General features: G+C 54.7%; 15 protein-coding genes and 3 tRNA genes. 7 read left to right on the top strand and 11 right to left on the bottom strand.

The genetic code is table 11. The annotated features are described in order from the left end of the window. Positions 1 to 7: 7 nt before the first annotated feature. Positions 8 to 1,339, bottom strand: coding sequence for an amino-acid N-acetyltransferase (gene argA, locus P0H77_RS17380; RefSeq protein ID WP_276158536.1), 1,332 nt, complete (start codon positions 1,337 to 1,339; stop codon positions 8 to 10). Between the two features lie 229 nt (positions 1,340 to 1,568). On the opposite strand from argA, the gene amiC reads away from it, so the two are divergent. Further along, positions 1,569 to 2,822, top strand: a complete 1,254-nt coding sequence (gene amiC, locus P0H77_RS17375) for an N-acetylmuramoyl-L-alanine amidase AmiC (protein WP_276158535.1) — start codon at positions 1,569 to 1,571, stop codon at positions 2,820 to 2,822. 186 nt (positions 2,823 to 3,008) lie between these two features. On the opposite strand, the gene P0H77_RS17370 is transcribed toward amiC, so the two are convergent. The 3 genes from P0H77_RS17370 to P0H77_RS17360 form a co-directional block, all read right to left on the bottom strand. Continuing rightward, positions 3,009 to 3,085, bottom strand: a tRNA-Met gene (locus P0H77_RS17370). A gap of 47 nt (positions 3,086 to 3,132) precedes the next feature. Continuing rightward, positions 3,133 to 3,209: transfer RNA gene (locus P0H77_RS17365), tRNA-Met, on the bottom strand. 47 nt (positions 3,210 to 3,256) lie between these two features. Next, positions 3,257 to 3,333 (bottom strand) — tRNA-Met (locus tag P0H77_RS17360). A gap of 206 nt (positions 3,334 to 3,539) precedes the next feature. Here P0H77_RS17360 and mltA point away from each other — a divergent pair. Beyond that, the gene (gene mltA / locus P0H77_RS17355) at positions 3,540 to 4,655 is read left to right on the top strand and encodes a murein transglycosylase A (RefSeq protein WP_276165170.1); all 1,116 of its coding nucleotides are present in this window, start codon (positions 3,540 to 3,542) and stop codon (positions 4,653 to 4,655) included. 75 nt (positions 4,656 to 4,730) lie between these two features. Beyond that, on the top strand, positions 4,731 to 5,540 hold the full coding sequence (gene tcdA, locus P0H77_RS17350; protein WP_276158534.1) for a tRNA cyclic N6-threonylcarbamoyladenosine(37) synthase TcdA: 810 nt from the start codon (positions 4,731 to 4,733) through the stop codon (positions 5,538 to 5,540). A 112-nt stretch (positions 5,541 to 5,652) separates the two neighbouring features. Here the strand turns inward: tcdA and csdE are convergent, their stop codons facing one another. After that, entirely contained in the window at positions 5,653 to 6,099 is a 447-nt protein-coding gene (gene csdE, locus P0H77_RS17345; RefSeq protein ID WP_276158533.1) for a cysteine desulfurase sulfur acceptor subunit CsdE, read from the bottom strand. Beyond that, on the bottom strand, positions 6,099 to 7,304 hold the full coding sequence (gene csdA / locus P0H77_RS17340) for a cysteine desulfurase CsdA (protein ID WP_276165169.1): 1,206 nt from the start codon (positions 7,302 to 7,304) through the stop codon (positions 6,099 to 6,101). The genes csdE and csdA overlap by 1 nt, the downstream gene beginning before the upstream one ends. Positions 7,305 to 7,496: 192 nt before the next feature. On the opposite strand from csdA, the gene P0H77_RS17335 reads away from it, so the two are divergent. From P0H77_RS17335 to rlmM, 4 genes are all read left to right on the top strand, one after another. After that, positions 7,497 to 7,724, top strand: a complete 228-nt coding sequence (locus P0H77_RS17335; RefSeq protein ID WP_103675203.1) for a YgdI/YgdR family lipoprotein — start codon at positions 7,497 to 7,499, stop codon at positions 7,722 to 7,724. Between the two features lie 347 nt (positions 7,725 to 8,071). Beyond that, on the top strand, positions 8,072 to 8,989 hold the full coding sequence (gene gcvA, locus P0H77_RS17330; RefSeq protein ID WP_276158532.1) for a glycine cleavage system transcriptional regulator GcvA: 918 nt from the start codon (positions 8,072 to 8,074) through the stop codon (positions 8,987 to 8,989). Between the two features lie 19 nt (positions 8,990 to 9,008). Continuing rightward, positions 9,009 to 9,404 carry a DUF423 domain-containing protein gene (locus P0H77_RS17325; protein WP_176920916.1) on the top strand — a complete coding sequence of 132 codons (396 nt, stop codon included), beginning with the start codon at positions 9,009 to 9,011 and terminating at the stop codon, positions 9,402 to 9,404. Next, entirely contained in the window at positions 9,397 to 10,497 is a 1,101-nt protein-coding gene (gene rlmM, locus P0H77_RS17320) for a 23S rRNA (cytidine(2498)-2'-O)-methyltransferase RlmM (RefSeq protein WP_276158531.1), read from the top strand. The genes P0H77_RS17325 and rlmM overlap by 8 nt, the downstream gene beginning before the upstream one ends. Positions 10,498 to 10,540: 43 nt before the next feature. Here the strand turns inward: rlmM and xni are convergent, their stop codons facing one another. The 5 genes from xni to queF all read right to left on the bottom strand — a co-directional run bounded on the left by xni (position 10,541) and on the right by queF (position 16,967). Then, positions 10,541 to 11,296 (bottom strand): flap endonuclease Xni, encoded by a 756-nt coding sequence (gene xni / locus P0H77_RS17315; RefSeq protein WP_276158530.1) that lies wholly within the window; start codon positions 11,294 to 11,296, stop codon positions 10,541 to 10,543. Positions 11,297 to 11,474: 178 nt separating this feature from the next. Then, complete coding sequence (locus P0H77_RS17310; RefSeq protein ID WP_276158529.1) at positions 11,475 to 12,842, bottom strand: L-serine ammonia-lyase; 1,368 nt, start codon at positions 12,840 to 12,842, stop codon at positions 11,475 to 11,477. Between the two features lie 52 nt (positions 12,843 to 12,894). After that, the gene (locus tag P0H77_RS17305) at positions 12,895 to 14,184 is read right to left on the bottom strand and encodes an HAAAP family serine/threonine permease (protein WP_276158528.1); all 1,290 of its coding nucleotides are present in this window, start codon (positions 14,182 to 14,184) and stop codon (positions 12,895 to 12,897) included. Between the two features lie 458 nt (positions 14,185 to 14,642). Further along, on the bottom strand, positions 14,643 to 16,007 hold the full coding sequence (ppnN, locus tag P0H77_RS17300) for a nucleotide 5'-monophosphate nucleosidase PpnN (RefSeq protein ID WP_276158527.1): 1,365 nt from the start codon (positions 16,005 to 16,007) through the stop codon (positions 14,643 to 14,645). A gap of 114 nt (positions 16,008 to 16,121) precedes the next feature. Continuing rightward, on the bottom strand, positions 16,122 to 16,967 hold the full coding sequence (queF, locus tag P0H77_RS17295) for an NADPH-dependent 7-cyano-7-deazaguanine reductase QueF (protein ID WP_276158526.1): 846 nt from the start codon (positions 16,965 to 16,967) through the stop codon (positions 16,122 to 16,124). Positions 16,968 to 16,998: the final 31 nt, after the last annotated feature.

Genomic DNA, 16,998 nt, shown 5'->3' with positions numbered 1-16,998 from the left:
TTCTGGATCAGGCGAGATCGGCCATCAGCACTTTTGAGCGGCGCTGATAGTTGTACAGCTCTTTCTTGCTCTCCGGCAGCAGATCGATATCCACTGGCGTAAAGCCACGCTCCTGGAACCAGTGGATACTGCGGGTGGTTAACACAAACAGCTTATCAAGGCCCATTTGCCTGGCCTGAGAGGCGACTCTGTCGAGCAGCACTTCGCCGCGCGAGGAGCTACGGTAGTCCGGATGCACCGCCACGCACGCCATCTCGCCGATCCTTTCTTCCGGGAACGGGTAGAGAGCGGCACAGGCGATGGTCAGGTTATCGCGCTGGATAATCGTAAATTTGTCGATCTCCATTTCCAGCTGTTCACGGGAGCGGCGCACCAGAATGCCCTGTTGCTCCAGCGGACGAATTAACTCCAGAATGCCGCCGATGTCGTTAATGGTGGCGCGGCGGATCTGCTCGGCGCTCTCCATCACGATTTGGGTACCGATACCGTCGCGGGAGAACAGCTCCTGCAACAGCGCGCCGTTTTCCTGGTAGCTGATCAGATGACTGCGGCGCACGCCGCTGCGGCAGGCTTTCAGCGCCCCACGCAGGAAGCGCACGGTGCCGGAGTAGTAATCCCCTTCGGCTTCCAGCGTTTCCACCCGCGCCTGCGCTTCGTTGGGGAACAGTTCAGAGATAATCTCTCCCGCCTCGTTGTATACCCCCTGAGAGGAACAAAAGCCGATCATCTTTTCGGCCTTCAGTTTGATCGCCAGTTGAGTGGCGATCTCTTCCGAGGTCAGGTTAAAACTCTCCCCGGTGACGGAGACGGCGACCGGTCCCATCAGCACGATGGCACCGCTGTCCAGCTGGCGATGAATCGCTTCTTCATCAATACGGCGGATGCGACCGCTGTGGCAATAATCCACGCCGTCATCCACGCCCAGCGGCTGAGCAATAATGAAGTTACCGCTGACCACATTGATATGCGCGCCCTGAAGCGGCGTATTGTTAAGGCTCATGGAAAGGCGCGCAGTGATATCCAGTTGCAACAGCCCCGCCGCCTGCTTGACCAGTTCCAGCGTTTTCGCATCGGTCACTCTGGTGTGCTTATGGTATACCGGCTCATGATGATGCGCGGCCAGGTTTGCATCAATTTGCGGACGCGCACCGTAGACCAGCACCAGGCGAATACCGAGACTGTGCAGCAGGCCGATGTCATTAACAATGCTGGAAAAGTTCTCGTGCTCGATAGCTTCGCCGCCCAGCATGATGACGAACGTCTTGCCCCGATGCGCGTTAATATAGGGCACTGAATGGCGAAATCCCTCGACCAGTTCGGTTCTACGCTCCTTCACCACGGCAACTTCCTCAATGAATTATTATTCGAAATTAGTGTATTTTTATTCTGTTTTTCCCTTCGGCGCAAGTCAAAATTAAGCCTGTGGGTTAGAAATTTCTCAAGGGAAAGGCGATCCGAAAAAGAATGTTTACCCTTTTAGGGGTGACAGCGTATGCGCCATTGGTTAAAGTTTCCGGTCAATTTGGATGTTTTTATAAACAGTTACGATAATTTTGCCTGGGAATTGCATGTCGGGAAGCAAATCAGCACTAAGCCGCCGCCGTTTACTGCAGGGCGCAGGGGCGATGTGGTTGTTAAGCGTCAGTCAGACCAGTTTCGCTGCCGTGAGTCAGGTTGTGGCGGTGCGCGTCTGGCCTGCGTCAACCTATACGCGCGTGACGATCGAATCCAATAAGATGCTAAAGTACCGCCAGTTTGCGCTCAGCAATCCCGAAAGGCTGGTGGTCGATCTGGAAGGCGTGAATTTGAATTCAGTGCTGAAGGGCATGGGCGCCCAGATCAGCAGTAACGATCCGTTTATTCAGTCTGCACGCGTAGGGCAATTTGATCCGCAAACCGTGCGAATGGTGTTTGAACTCAAGCAAAACATTAAGCCGCAGCTTTTCGCGCTGGCGCCGGTGGCCGGTTTTAAAGAGCGTCTGGTGTTGGATCTCTATCCGGCAAACGCGCAGGACATTCAGGATCCACTGCTGGCGCTGCTGGAAGATTATAATAAGGGCGATCTGGAGAAGCAGGTGCCGCCTGCGCAAAGCGGTCCGCAACCGGGTAAGGCCGGGCAGGACAGGCCGATTGTAATTATGCTCGATCCCGGACACGGTGGCGAAGACTCCGGCGCGGTAGGGAAATACCGCACCCGGGAAAAAGACGTGGTGCTGCAAATCGCCCGTCGCCTGCGGGCGCTGATCGAGAAAGAAGGCAATATGAGAGCCTTTATGACGCGCAACGAAGACGTCTTTATTCCGCTGAAAGTGCGTGTGGCAAAAGCCCAGAAGCAGCGCGCTGACCTTTTTGTCTCTATCCACGCCGACGCTTTCACCAGCCGCCAGCCGAGCGGCTCCTCGGTGTTTGCGCTGTCAACGAAAGGCGCAACCAGTACCGCCGCCAAATACCTCGCCCGGACGCAGAACGCCGCCGACTTAATCGGTGGCGTAAGCAAAAGCGGCGACCGCTATCTTGACCACACCATGTTCGATATGGTGCAGTCCCTGACCATTAACGACAGCCTCAAGTTTGGTAAAGAGGTGCTGAATAAGCTTGGCAAGGTTAATAACCTGCATAAGAACAGCGTCGAACAGGCGGGCTTTGCGGTGCTTAAAGCGCCGGATATTCCGTCGATTCTGGTGGAGACCGCGTTTATCAGTAATATCGAAGAAGAGCGCAAGCTGAAAACGGCGGCCTTCCAGCAGGAAGTGGCTGAATCAATTCTGGCCGGGATTAAAGCTTATTTTGCGGACGGGGCGACGCTGGCGAGGAGAGGATAAACGTCTGGCAGTATTCATCACCGCCTAAGCCATTGATAGAACAGATATTGTAGGCCGGGTAAGGCGAAGCCGCCACCCGGCAAAGAGAGGGCAATACTGCTGTTCATAAACGACAGACGTAAAAAAACCGCAGGCTGAATCAGCGTTGCGGCTTCATTATCTTCACATTGTCGGACGCGTAAATATTGGTTGCGGGGGCCGGATTTGAACCGACGACCTTCGGGTTATGAGCCCGACGAGCTACCAGGCTGCTCCACCCCGCGTCCGTCTGTTACTTATCAATTAAGTAACGTTTTACTGCACAATGTGTTGGTTGCGGGGGCCAGATTTGAACTGACGACCTTCGGGTTATGAGCCCGACGAGCTACCAGGCTGCTCCACCCCGCGTCCGTCTGTTACTCTTCCATCGAGTAACGTCTTTCTTCACATTGTATTGGTTGCGGGGGCCAGATTTGAACTGACGACCTTCGGGTTATGAGCCCGACGAGCTACCAGGCTGCTCCACCCCGCGTCCGTGGAAGCGCACTATACTCTGCTGCCATTTTCATGCAACCCTTTTTTTAACCAGATCATAAATTTGATGAGTATGTGGATAAAAACAGCACAAAGCGGTTCGTTTTTTGCACGGAATTTGTATCAGGGTGCGTATGCGCATTTCAATAGGTTCAGGGGTTTGTTATCTTCATTCGGCATTCAGGCAACTAAAAGATGAGAACAATGAAAGGACGTTGGGCAAAATATCTTCTGACGGGGGCGGTGGTAACCATGCTAGCCGCGTGTTCTTCAAAACCCACCGATCGCGGTCAACAGTATGAAGACGGGAAATTTACCCAGCCGTTCTCTCTGGTAAACCAGCCTGACGCGGTAGGCGCGCCAATTAACGCGGGCGACTTTTCCGAGCAGGTTAGCCAGATCCGCAGCGCCTCGCCGCGTCTCTATGGTTCCCAGAGCAATATTTATAACGCCGTGCAGGACTGGTTACGTTCCGGCGGCGATACCCGCACCATGCGCCAGTTTGGGATTGATGCCTGGCAGATGGAAGGGGCCGATCACTACGGCAACGTGCAGTTTACCGGCTACTACACGCCGGTGGTGCAGGCGCGGCATACGCGCCAGGGCGAGTTTCAGTATCCTATCTACCGTATGCCGCCGAAGCGCGGAAAACTGCCGTCGCGCGCGAGCATTTATGCAGGCGGCCTGAGTGACAGCTACGTTCTGGCCTACAGCAACTCGCTGATGGATAACTTCATCATGGACGTGCAGGGCAGCGGTTATATTGATTTCGGCGACGGTTCGCCGCTCAATTTCTTTAGCTATGCCGGTAAAAACGGCTGGCCTTATCGCAGCATCGGCAAAGTGCTGATTGACCGTGGTGAAGTGAAGCGCGAAGACATGTCGATGCAGGCCATCCGCCACTGGGGAGAAACCCACAGCGAGGCTGAAGTGCAGGAGCTGCTTGAGCAGAACCCGTCGTTCGTCTTCTTTAAACCGCAGTCGTATGCGCCGGTGAAAGGGGCCAGCGCGGTGCCGCTGATTGGTCGCGCTTCTGTTGCCTCCGACCGCAGCATTATCCCGGCGGGGACCACGCTGCTGGCGGAAGTGCCGCTGCTGGATAACAACGGCAAGTTTAACGGTCAGTATGAGTTGCGTCTGATGGTGGCACTGGATGTCGGTGGCGCCATTAAAGGTCAGCACTTTGATATTTACCAGGGTATTGGCGCCGATGCCGGGCACCGCGCGGGCTGGTATAATCACTATGGCCGCGTTTGGGTGCTGAAAAATGCGCCGGGCGCGGGCGGTGGCCTGACATCAGGTAACGTATTTAGTGGTTAACCCTTCTCGCCCTCTCCCGGTGGGGAGAGGGCGGATCATGACTCCGCAGTTTATGTTTTTACATTCCGAGGTTTTATGTCTGTAGTAATCAGCGATGCCTGGCGTCAACGTTTTGGCGGCACCGCACGTTTATATGGTGAGCAGGCGCTTCAGCTTTTTGCGGACGCGCATTTTTGCGTGGTGGGCATTGGCGGCGTTGGCTCCTGGGTGGCTGAGGCGCTGGCACGCACCGGCATCGGCGCGATCACCCTGATTGATATGGATGACGTCTGCGTCACCAACACCAACCGGCAAATCCATGCGCTGCGGGAAACGGTGGGCGTGGCAAAAGCCGAGGTGATGGCTGAGCGAATTCGACAGATTAACCCGGAGTGCCGGGTAACCGTCATTGATGATTTTGTGACGGCGGACAACGTCGCAGGCTATATGAATCAGGGCCATAGCTATGTGATTGATGCCATCGACAGCGTGCGGCCAAAAGCCGCGCTAATTGCCTTTTGTCGACGCAATAAAATCCCGCTGGTCACCACCGGCGGCGCGGGGGGGCAGATCGATCCGACGCAAATTCAGGTCAGCGATCTGGCGAAAACCATTCAGGATCCGCTGGCGGCAAAATTGCGCGAGCGGCTGAAAAGCGATTTTGGCGTAGTCAAAAACAGCAAGGGTAAACTGGGCGTGGACTGCGTATTTTCTACCGAGGCGCTGGTGTATCCTCAGTCGGATGGCTCAGTCTGCGCCATGAAAAGCACGGCAGAAGGACCAAAGCGGATGGATTGCGCCTCAGGTTTTGGTGCCGCAACGATGGTGACGGCAACGTTTGGCTTTATCGCCGTGTCTCACGCGTTGAAGAAGATGATGGCGAAAGCCGCACGCCTTGCCGGATAGCGGCTGCGCCTTGCCCGTTCCGGGCAATACTTCAATATCAACGAGATGGGTACTTGTAGGCCCGGCAAGCGCAGCGCCGCCGGGCAGGCATTACGCCATTGGTAGCGTAATGTTACTCAACGTTCAGTGCAGCAGCGCGCACCGCTTCGCTGAGCGCATTCAATCCCTGATTGCGCGAGGCGCTAAGCTGGCTGCGTAAGCCCAGTTCATCAAACAGCGCCAGCGGATCCCCCGCCAGCAGTTCAGCCGCGCGTTTTCCTTCGCAGGCGGTCAGCAACACCGCCAGCAGCCCGCGCACAATGCGGCCTTCACTGTCACCGAAGAAATGCACTTTCCCTTCCGGCGATACGGTGTAACCCAGCCAGACGCGATTCTCACAGCCGGGAATTTCCCGCGCCTGCGCTTTAAGATCGTCCGGCAGCGCGGGCAGTTGTTTTCCCAGCAGAATTAACTGCCGGTATTTCTCTTCCCACTGCATCAGCGGAGCGAAGGTTTTTTTCAACGTTTCTTCGGTTATCGTGATGCCAAAAGGGTGTCCGGCAAAAGCAGGGCTAGTCATTAATCCCCCAGGATTTCAAGCGCACGGTCAACGGCGTTAACCAGTGCAGTAACATCATGTTGCGTATTATAGGGCGCAAAGGAGACCCGCAGGGTACCGTCGACGCCGAGTGCCGCCAGCAGCGGCTGGGCGCAGTGTTGACCGGCGCGCAGCGCAATACCGTATCCGGCCAGCAGGGTCACCATATCGCTATGATGAACGCCAGCAAAGTTAAAGGCCAGCAGGCTGGAGTCCTGCACCCGGAAGGAGGTAAAGCCCGGCCGTTTCGCCAGCGCATCTTCGGCAAGCGTTGCCAGTCCACGACTCCAGCTTTCTGCCTGGGCGATATCCGTTCCTTCCAGCCATTCCAGCGCGGCGCTTAGTCCGATGACACCTGCCACGTTGGGGGTGCCGGCTTCAAGGCGATAGGGTACCGGCTGGGTTTTATACCCGGCAAAACTGACCTCGACGATCATCTTGCCGCCGCCTAGCCACGGCGACATGCTCTCCAGCAGTTCACTTTTGCCATACAGTGCGCCTATCCCGTTAGGTCCATAGAGTTTATGCCCGGAGAAGGCGTAAAAATCGATATCCAGCTTCTGTACGTCAGCCGGAAAATGAACCGCGCCCTGCGCGCCGTCAACCATCACCACCATGCCTGCGCCGTGCGCAATGCCAATGGCTTTCGCCAGATCCGGACAGCCGCCGGTGACGTTCGACATCTGTCCCAGCGCCAGAATACGGCTGCGTGGAGTAATGATTTCCGCTAAGCGCGCCACGTCAGGCAGGTAGTCCGCGCCAAGCGGCAATCTCACCACTTTCGCCCCGGTCTGCTCTGCAACCATCAGCCAGGGAACGAAATTGGCATGATGCTCTGCTTCGCTGACAATGATTTCATCACCGGGCTGCAGGCGTGGGCGGGCATAACACTGGGCCACCATATTAATGGCTTCTGTTGTTCCACGGGTCCAGACAATATCTTTGCCTGACGGCGCATTAAGCAGGCGTGCGACCCGTTCGCGCGCGGCCTCATAACGTTCAGTTAGACGCTGGGCTTCAGCAAACTGACTGCGATGCACGTTCCCTGCGCTCAGACTATAAAACTGCTGCGTGGCATCAATAACCGCCTGCGGTTTTAGCGCGGTGGCCGCGCTATCAAGGTACACGCCAGCATCGGCCAGCGCCGGAAATTGCGCGCGAAATTGCGCAGGATTGAACGTATTCATGGCATTCCTCATCGTAAGACCGGGATCGTCGCGCAATTCACTTCCCGGCGCAAGCATGTTGAAAACCATCAGAATTGTCCTGTAATCCTGGCAGGTTTTCTATGGTGGGTTATGCTGATAACTGTTAGGTGAATGTTTTAGCCTGTTACTAAATGATGGTTCTATAGCATGAATTGCTAAAAGGAGAAGAAGATGAAAAAGACTGCCGCAATTATTTCCGCCTGTATGCTGACGTTTGCCCTGAGCGCCTGTTCTGGCCCGAACTATGTAATGCATACTAATGATGGCCGGACTATCGTTTCTGACGGGAAACCTGTCACCGATAATGATACCGGGATGATCTCCTATAAAGATGCCAACGGTAACAAACAGCAAATCAACCGTTCTGACGTGAAAGAGATGGTTGCTCTGGAGAAATAAGCCAGATTTCAGGTAAAAAAAAGCACCGCAATTTGCGGTGCTACATTAATCACTATGGACAGACAGGGTAAATGTACAGGAAGTGAAAAGGGTAGCCTGGCTACCGTGGTCTGAAGAGCAGACCAAATGCAAACACAACAACACAACATCACAACCGTAAGCCAAAAGTTCATCAGAACACGCATTCCAATAAAACTCTTCGTTCCGGCTCAGGAAGTGCGGCCACTATAGGTATTTGCTGGTAGAAGCTCAACGGACAAATTATAATGGCTCAGATAAAAAAAACTAATAGGTAGCGTCCTGTTTCCTGTTTGTTAATTTGCATTAACATTTGAGCCAGAATCACTATGTCAAAGCGATTACCCCCTCTCAACGCATTACGTGTATTTGATGCTGCCGCGCGTCATTTGAGCTTCACGCGCGCCGCCGACGAGCTCTTTGTGACCCAGGCTGCGGTGAGCCATCAAATCAAGTCTCTTGAGGATTTCCTGGGGTTAAAGCTCTTTCGCCGACGCAATCGATCGCTTTTGTTGACCGAGGAAGGTCAGAGCTATTTCCAGGATATAAAAGAGATATTTTCGCAATTAACCGACGCAACCCGTAAACTGCAATCGCGCAGTGCGAAAGGGGCGCTGACGGTGAGTTTATTGCCCAGTTTCGCCATTCACTGGCTGGTGCCCCGGCTCTCCAGCTTTAACTCAGCTTATCCGGGAATTGACGTCAGAATCCAGGCGGTGGACCGCGAAGAAGATAAACTGGCGGACGATGTGGACGTGGCGATTTTTTATGGGCGCGGCAACTGGCCCGGCCTGCGCGTCGAAAAACTGTATGCCGAATATTTACTCCCGATTTGCGCACCGGTGCTACTAACCGGGGATAAAGCGTTGAAAACGCCGGCAGATTTAGCGCAACATACGTTATTGCACGATGCCTCTCGCCGCGACTGGCAAACCTATACCCGGCAGCTCGGGCTTAATCATATTAATGTGCAGCAGGGGCCTATTTTCAGCCACAGCGCCATGGTGTTACAGGCGGCAATTCACGGGCAGGGCGTGGCTTTAGCAAACAATGTGATGGCGCAGTCAGAAATCGAAGCGGGCCGTCTGGTGTGCCCTTTTAATGATGTTCTGGTGAGTAAGAATGCGTTTTATCTGGTTTGTCATGACAGCCAGGCAGAACTGGGTAAAATAGCCGCCTTTCGTCAGTGGATCCTGGCAAAAGCGGCCAGTGAGCAAGAAAAATTCCGCTTCCGTTACGAACAATAAATAACTGTAGGGTAATAACATGACCAGCCGTTTTATGCTGATTTTTGCCGCCATTAGCGGTTTTATTTTTGTGGCGCTGGGCGCGTTTGGCGCACACGTGTTAAGTAAATCAATGGGCGCTGTAGAAATGGGCTGGATCCACACCGGCCTTGAATATCAGGCATTTCATACGCTGGCGATTTTCGCGCTGGCGGTGGCGATGCAGCGTCGTATCAGCATCTGGTTTTACTGGAGCAGCGTATTTCTGGCGCTGGGAACCGTCTTGTTTAGCGGCAGCCTTTACTGTCTGGCGCTCTCGCATTTGCGTCTGTGGGCGTTTGTGACGCCGGTTGGCGGCGTCTGTTTTCTGGCTGGCTGGGCGCTGATGTTAGTCGGTGCGATTCGCCTGAAGCGTAAGGGCATTGTTCATGAATAAGCTGATTTTATTGTGTCGCTCCGGGTTTGAGAAAGAGTGTGCAGCAGAAATCACCGATAAAGCGGGCCGCCGTGAAATCTACGGCTTCGCGCGAGTAAAAGAAAATTCAGGTTACGTCATTTTTGAATGTTATCAGGCGAATGAAGCTGACAAACTGGCGGCGGAATTACCTTTTAGTTCGCTGATTTTTGCCCGCCAGATGTTTGTCGCCGGTGAACTGCTGCAAAATCTGCCGCCAGAGGATCGTATTACGCCGATTGTTGGTATGTTGCAGGGCGTGGTAGAGAAGGGCGGCGATCTGCGGGTTGAAGTCGCGGATACCAATGAAAGCAAAGAGCTGATGAAGTTCTGCCGCAAGTTTACCGTACCGCTGCGTGCTGCGCTGCGTGAGGCGAAAGTGCTGACCAGCTATGAATCAGCCAAACGCCCGGTGGTACACGTTTTCTTTATTGCGCCGGGCTGCTGCTATACGGGCTATTCTTACAGCAATAACAACTCCCCGTTTTATATGGGCATTCCGCGTCTTAAGTTTCCGGCCGATGCGCCGAGTCGCTCCACGCTTAAACTGGAAGAGGCGCTGCACGTGTTCATCCCTGCCGATGAATGGGATGAACGGCTGGCGAACGGCATGTATGCGGTTGACCTCGGGGCATGCCCCGGCGGCTGGACGTATCAGCTGGTTAAACGCAATATGTGGGTTTATTCAGTCGATAACGGTCCGATGGCGCAGAGTCTGATGGATACCGGTCAGGTGACCTGGCTGCGCGAAGACGGCTTCAGGTATAAACCGACGCGTAATAATATTTCGTGGATGGTTTGCGATATGGTTGAGAAGCCCGCAAAAGTCGCCGCGCTGATGGCGCAGTGGCTGGTGAACGGCTGGTGCCGGGAAACCATTTTTAACCTTAAGCTGCCGATGAAAAAGCGCTATGAAGAGGTATCGCATAACCTGGCATACATCGAGGGAAAACTGAGCGAGAACGGTATTAACGCTCAGATCCAGGCGCGTCAGCTTTACCACGACAGGGAAGAGGTGACCGTGCACGTGCGCCGTATGTGGGCGGCAGTGGGTGGTCGTCGCGACGAGCGGTAAGGTTCTCGTCGCCCTTTCCCGAAACGTCAGGGCGACGATAAAATTACGTGCGCAGCCGAAGCTGCTGCAAATTGCCGTCAATCTGTAAATCTGAACGCAGCCGCGCGATGTCCCGGCAAATAAAGGCCATTTCGCGGTTGTCCTCCAGTTTTTTACGCCACTTCTGCGGCACCTCGTCGAGGCGGGCGTATATCTCTTCCAGGGTTGTAAATTCCGTCAGTAGCTGCGTGGCGCTTTTCGCGCCAATGCCTGCCACGCCCGGCACCTTCGAACTGCTGATACCGGCAAGCCCCCAGTAGTCGGGCAGTTGCTCCGGCGTCACGCCAAATTCGGCAGCGATAAAGGGCGCATCCAGCCAGCGTTTCTGGAAATAGTCACGAATGCGAATGGTCGGCGAAAGAAGCTGGCAATAACCTTTATCGGTCGAAACGATAGTCGCTTCATGCCCGGCCTGCGCCACTTTGACGGCGAGCGTAGCGGCCAGATCGTCGGCCTCGTTGCCGGCACTCTCCCAACTGCGCACGCCGCTGCGGGCAAAGGCCGCGCGAAGCTGCGGCATTTCACGATGCAAATCGTCCGGCATCGGTGCGCGGCCAGCCTTGTAGTCAGGCAGCTTTTGATGCCGCCAGCTGATATTGCGTGCTTCGTCATCGAACACCGCCACCGCGTGCGTCGGCTGGCTATGAACAATAAGCTGGTCAAGGGCATGCTGGCAGGCATCCACGCACGGCGATCCCTGTACCGCATGAATACGGCGAATCAAATTCAGCGCATCGACAATAAGTAAATGAACGGCCACGGGTATCCTCCTTTAAACCTGGCGTCAGGGTACCACCGTGAAGCAGGAGAGGCTATAAAGCGAGGGCAAATCAGGAAGATGCCTCGCAAAACGAGGCATCAGAGTGCGGGCAACGCAGCTTCTCAGGGGAAACGGCGAGATGGCATCCCGTTACCCACGAAAAGCGCCATTGCCACGGTTAATCGCAGGTCACAATCTTCATCGCCAGCCCGCCGCGCGAGGTTTCACGGTATTTGGCGTTCATATCCTTACCGGTCTCGTACATCGTCTCAATGACTTTATCGAGGCAGACGCGCGGCTCGCTGGTGCGACGCAGCGCCATGCGGGCGGCGTTGACCGCTTTAACGGCGGCAATCGCGTTACGCTCAATGCACGGCACCTGTACCTGACCGGCCACCGGGTCGCAGGTCAGACCGAGGTTGTGCTCCATACCAATCTCAGCCGCGATGCATACCTGACCGGGGCTACCGCCCAGCAACTCCGTCAGACCCGCCGCTGCCATTGAGCACGCCACGCCGACCTCACCCTGACAGCCGACTTCCGCGCCGGAAATGGACGCGTTCATCTTATACAGTGAGCCGATCGCGCTGGTAACCAGCAGATAGCGGGCCAGCGAGTTGGCGTTCACTTCGCGGATAAATTTATCGTAATAGGCCAGCACGGCCGGAACGATGCCGCACGCGCCATTGGTCGGCGCGGTGACTACCCGGCCCCCGGCGGCGTTTTCTTCGTTGACGGCCAGCGCGAACATGTTAATCCAGTCCACCACCGCCATCGGATCGCTGGTGGTCTTATCCTGGCTAACCAGCATCCGGCGCAGGGCGGCGGCGCGACGCGGCACCCGTAATTTCCCCGGCAGAACGCCTTCGGTAACGCTGCCATGCTCGATTCCGCCGCGCATCACGTCCCATACGTTAGTGAAGTGCTGTTCCAGCTCTTCTTTACTGTGTAGGGCAAGTTCGTTCTGCATCATCAGGCCGGAAAGGGACAAACCGCTGTCACGGCAGTGCTGCTGAAGATCCGCGGCGGTTTTGTACGGATACGGCACGCTGACCGGCGCATCGGCAGACTGGCCGAAGTGTGCTTCATCGACGATAAAGCCGCCGCCGATGGAATAATAGGTCTGGCTGTACACCGCTTTTTCTCCGGCCAGCGCGGTAATACGCATCCCGTTTTCATGCAGCGACAGGTTATCGGCATGGAAATTCATACACTGGTCGACCGGGAATTCCACTTCATGCTCGCCGTTGGCCAGCAGCAAACGCCCGTGGGTATTCACATCCTGGATAAACGCCGGGATCGCCGCAATGTCCACGCTGTCCGGCAGATTTCCCGCCAGCCCCATAATAATGGCGATATCAGTATGGTGGCCTTTACCGGTGAGGGAAAGTGAGCCGTAAACATCCACCACCACGCGGGTGACATCGAACAGCAGACCCTGAGCAATCAGGTCGTCGGTAAACTGTTTACCCGCTTTCATCGGGCCGACGGTATGCGAACTGGAGGGGCCAATGCCGATTTTAAAAATATCGAAAACGCTAATCATAATGCGTCCACTGAGGTAATGAAGCGCGCCACCCGAAGATGGCGCGGGGGAGTTAACTGAACAGGGAGTAGAAAATGGCAGACATGGCGATAAGACCCATCAGCACCACAAAGGCATTGCTGATGTGGCCGCTGTATTTACGCATGGCCGGGACTTTCTGAATCGCGTACATCGGCATCAGGAACAGGATCATCGCGATAATCGGTCCACCCAGCGTTTCGATCATGCCGAGGATGCTTGGGTTCAGCGTGGCGACAATCCAGGTCGTCACCAGCATAAACAACGCGGTCAGGCGGTTCAGCTTGTTGATTTCAATAGATTTACCTTTACCACGCAGGGTTTTGATAACCATGCCGTTAAAGCCTTCGCGTGCGCCAAGATAATGGCCGAGGAAGGATTTAGTGATGGCAATCATCGCAATGATCGGGGCCATCCAGGCAATCAGCGGCGCGTTAAAGTGGTTCGCCAGATAGGACAGAATGGAGATGTTCTGCGCTTTAGCTTCTGCCAGATCGGCCGGGGAGAGGCTCAGCACGCAGCTGAAGACGAAGAACATTACCGTCAGCACCATCATGATGTGGGCGAAAGCCAGAATGCGGGAGCATTTTTTCTCTGCGTCCACGCCGTATTCTTCACGTTTTGCCACGGCAAAGGAGGAGATGATCGGCGAGTGGTTGAAGGAGAAAACCATCACCGGGATCGCCAGCCACAGCGTCATCCACAGGCCGTGACCGGTGGGAGCCGCCGTAGTAAATGAAAGCGTTTCGAACGCCGCGCCGCTCCACTGTGGGATCAGATACAGCGCCAGCAACATCAGGGCGAAAACAAACGGGAATACCAGGATGCTCATTGCCTTAACAATCATCTGCTCGCCGAAGCGCACGATGGTCATCATGCCGACAATCAGGATCAGCGACAGGATCGCCCGCGGTGGCGGGGTCATCATCAGCTGGTGGGTCATGAAGCTTTCAACGGTATTGGTGATAGCCACGCTGTATACCAGCAGGATCGGGTAAATGGCAAAGAAGTAGAGCAGGGTGATCAGTTTACCTGCGCCGATACCAAAGTGTTCTTCCACGACTTCGGTAATATCTTCACCCGGATTTTTACCGGACAGCACGAAGCGGGTCAGGCCACGGTGCGCAAAGAAGGTCATAGGGAAGGCAAGGATCGCCATAATAATCAGCGGGATCATACCGCCAACGCCTGCGTTGATTGGCAGGAACAATACGCCCGCGCCAATCGCCGTGCCGTAAAGGCCCAGCATCCACATGGTGTCTGTTTTACGCCATGTACTCTGCGCTTTGGCAGAGGTAATGGTGCTGGTTTGAGTGGTTTCCATCTGTTTCTCCTGAGGAAGCTAAAATTCAATTTACTGGTCAAATTCAATGCAAAATTGGGTATGTGTAGTATGAAATTCGTCAGGTAAGCGATTTTTTATAATTTTTTGCCGTAACTATTTTCGCGGCGAAAGATACATTTATGTTATCAATGCATCAGTGATCCCGATCGCAATTACAATAATCTACTTCGTATGTGTGGTTATTTAGACCATTTATCTGTCATTTTTTACCCGTATAGAGTTTACGGGCGCAAAGGCTAGCATTCGCAGGATGGTTTTTGGAAGGCATTGAGAGAAGTAACGATATTTGCACTGTAAAAGGCGCTTTTAATGGCGTTTTGGCTGGCTTTAATATAATTAAATCAAATAAATCACCGCCGTTTATCCAGGCGTAGCCGGTTAAAGAAGCTTAATAAAGCGACAAGGAATAAGGGCGACTTATGGGTCGCCCTGGAGGATTATTTGCAGATTTCGTAGCAGGGGATGTAGGCGGAGCCGGGGAGCTTCATACGATGCTGCGCGACAAAGCCCTGAAGCAGGTCGTCCATACGGCGCATCATCTCGCTGTCGCCGTGAATTTTATAAGGGCCGTATTTCTCAATCGCCCGAATCCCGACCTCTTTCACGTTGCCCGCGACGATGCCGGAGAAGGCGCGACGCAGGTCCGCCGCCAGCACCTCGACCGGCTGGTCCGGGTACAGTTTCAGGTTCGCCATGTTTTCATGCGACGGCTCGAACGGCAGCTGAAGATCCGGCGCAATACGGATTGACCAGTTAAAGCTGTAGGCGTCGCCGGTTTCACGGCGGCACTCTTTCACCAGCGGCATCGCTTTTTTCATCTGCCGCGCCACTTCGGCGGCATCATCAATAATGATTTGGTAATGATGGCGGGCCGCCTCGCCCAGCGTACTGACGATAAACTCATCCAGCACGCGGAAGTAGTCGGCGCTCTCTTTCGGCCCGGTGAGGATCAGTGGCAGAACCTGATCTTTGTTGGCCGGATTCATCAGAATGCCCAGCAGATAGAGCAGTTCTTCCGCCGTCCCCACGCCGCCGGGGAAGATAATGATCCCATGCCCTATACGCACAAACGCTTCAAGGCGTTTTTCGATATCGGGCATGATGATCAGTTCGTTGACCAGCGGATTCGGCGGTTCAGCGGCAATAATCGACGGTTCGGTCATACCGATAAACCGCCCGTCTTTGTAGCGCTGCTGGGCATGGCCGACCGCCGCGCCTTTCATCGGCGCTTCCATCGCGCCCGGTCCGCAGCCGGTACAAATATTCAGTTCGCGCAGACCCAGCTGGGTGCCGACGCGGCGGGCATACAGGTACTCTTTTTCGTTGATCGAGTGACCGCCCCAGCACACGACCATGCTCGGCGCTTCGCCAACGTGCAGCGCGCGGGCGTTACGCAGGATTGAGAATACCAGGTTAGTAATGTGGGCCGAGCTTTCGAGATCCAGATCGGGATAGCGGACCGTGTTGTGGATCTGGCCGTAGACGAAAAGGATATCGCGCAGGACGGCGAACAGGTTGGCCTGTAACGAGCGGATAATTTGCCCGTCAACAAACGCCTCTTCCGGTGGATTAATTAACTCAAGTTTGACGCCGCGCTCGCGGCGCAGGATGTTGATATCGAAATTCTCAAAACGCGACAGCAACTCTTTACTGTTATCGGTGAGACTCCCTGAGTTAAGAACGGCAAGTGAACAGTTACGAAACAGTTGATAAATATCGCTGCTGGCCGTGCGTTTAAGCATGTCAACTTCCAGCTGCGATAACATATCCATTGAGCCAAGAGGGCTTACATGTGTAATCAAGTGAACTCCTTATGGGGCGAAAATCGCCGCTCCCTGTGATTACAATAGCCCCCGCAGCCCGGTTTTCACAACCCGCGATCGGGACAAGATCGCAGTTATGAACAAAATAATCGCCTACTGACGTACCAGTCTGCCAGTGGCAGGTAAGAAGTCGCTATTCGTACGCCACGGATTGATGTCCAGCCCACCCCGGCGCGTATATCGCGCATAAACGCTGAGCGTCTCTGGCTGGCAGAAACGCTGAATATCGTTAAAAATGCGCTCCACGCACTGCTCATGAAACTCATTGTGATGGCGGAATGAGACCAGATAGCGCAGCAGTTTTTCCCGATCGATAGCCGGACCGCGATACTGGATCTGTACCGAGCCCCAGTCCGGCTGATGGGTGATCAGGCAGTTGGATTTCAGCAAATGGCTGACCAGTGATTCTTCCACCACCTCGCCGCCAGCCGCATTTTTGAGAAAATCGGCGTTAAATTCATAGCTCTCAATCTCGATATCCTGATCGTCAATGCACACACCGCTGAAAGGCGCGATGGGCTGGCCTTCCAGGTCATCAAGATGATACAGCGTGACCTGGACGTTGCCCTGTGCGCAGGAGCTCAAATCGCGCACCAGCGTGGCCTGAACGTCATTCCAGCTGGCAAAACGCGTCTGGTTGAAGCTGTTCAGATAGAGCTTAAAACTTTTCGATTCCACCAGATTGAGGCTGGCGTAGTCGAGTTGCACCTGGCCGACCGCGACCTGCGGCACGCCTTTCGCATTCAGCCATGAGAGCTCATACAGCGTCCAGATATCTCCGCCGTGAAAGGGCAGATGGTCCGCGTGCAGACCCAGCGGATCGCGATTCAGGCTTCTCGGTACGCCCTGTAGTAACGTGGCGTCGTAGGTGTCACGGTAACGGGTTGTTTTACCGAGGGTCAGGCCGGAAAGCGCCTGATGGTTTTCATAGGAAGACATGTTTCACCGTTATAAAGCAGGTACACTATCG

The sequence above is a fragment of the Superficieibacter sp. HKU1 genome (assembly GCF_029319185.1).
In the GTDB taxonomy this organism is placed as follows: domain Bacteria; phylum Pseudomonadota; class Gammaproteobacteria; order Enterobacterales; family Enterobacteriaceae; genus Superficieibacter.
Note: the sequence above shows the minus strand (reverse complement) of the source record. Positions and strands in the feature narration are given on the sequence as shown.

What these genes read in the sequence shown, in the direction of transcription:
- P0H77_RS17305 (WP_276158528.1), bottom strand. Translation starts at nt 14,184, where the DNA reads ATGGAAACCACTCAAACCAGCACCATTACCTCTGCCAAAGCGCAGAGT.
- csdA (WP_276165169.1), bottom strand. Translation starts at nt 7,304, where the DNA reads ATGAATACGTTCAATCCTGCGCAATTTCGCGCGCAATTTCCGGCGCTG.
- mltA (WP_276165170.1), top strand. Translation starts at nt 3,540, where the DNA reads ATGAAAGGACGTTGGGCAAAATATCTTCTGACGGGGGCGGTGGTAACC.
- tcdA (WP_276158534.1), top strand. Translation starts at nt 4,731, where the DNA reads ATGTCTGTAGTAATCAGCGATGCCTGGCGTCAACGTTTTGGCGGCACC.
- P0H77_RS17335 (WP_103675203.1), top strand. Translation starts at nt 7,497, where the DNA reads ATGAAAAAGACTGCCGCAATTATTTCCGCCTGTATGCTGACGTTTGCC.
- rlmM (WP_276158531.1), top strand. Translation starts at nt 9,397, where the DNA reads ATGAATAAGCTGATTTTATTGTGTCGCTCCGGGTTTGAGAAAGAGTGT.
- P0H77_RS17325 (WP_176920916.1), top strand. Translation starts at nt 9,009, where the DNA reads ATGACCAGCCGTTTTATGCTGATTTTTGCCGCCATTAGCGGTTTTATT.
- amiC (WP_276158535.1), top strand. Translation starts at nt 1,569, where the DNA reads ATGTCGGGAAGCAAATCAGCACTAAGCCGCCGCCGTTTACTGCAGGGC.
- csdE (WP_276158533.1), bottom strand. Translation starts at nt 6,099, where the DNA reads ATGACTAGCCCTGCTTTTGCCGGACACCCTTTTGGCATCACGATAACC.
- P0H77_RS17310 (WP_276158529.1), bottom strand. Translation starts at nt 12,842, where the DNA reads ATGATTAGCGTTTTCGATATTTTTAAAATCGGCATTGGCCCCTCCAGT.
- gcvA (WP_276158532.1), top strand. Translation starts at nt 8,072, where the DNA reads ATGTCAAAGCGATTACCCCCTCTCAACGCATTACGTGTATTTGATGCT.
- queF (WP_276158526.1), bottom strand. Translation starts at nt 16,967, where the DNA reads ATGTCTTCCTATGAAAACCATCAGGCGCTTTCCGGCCTGACCCTCGGT.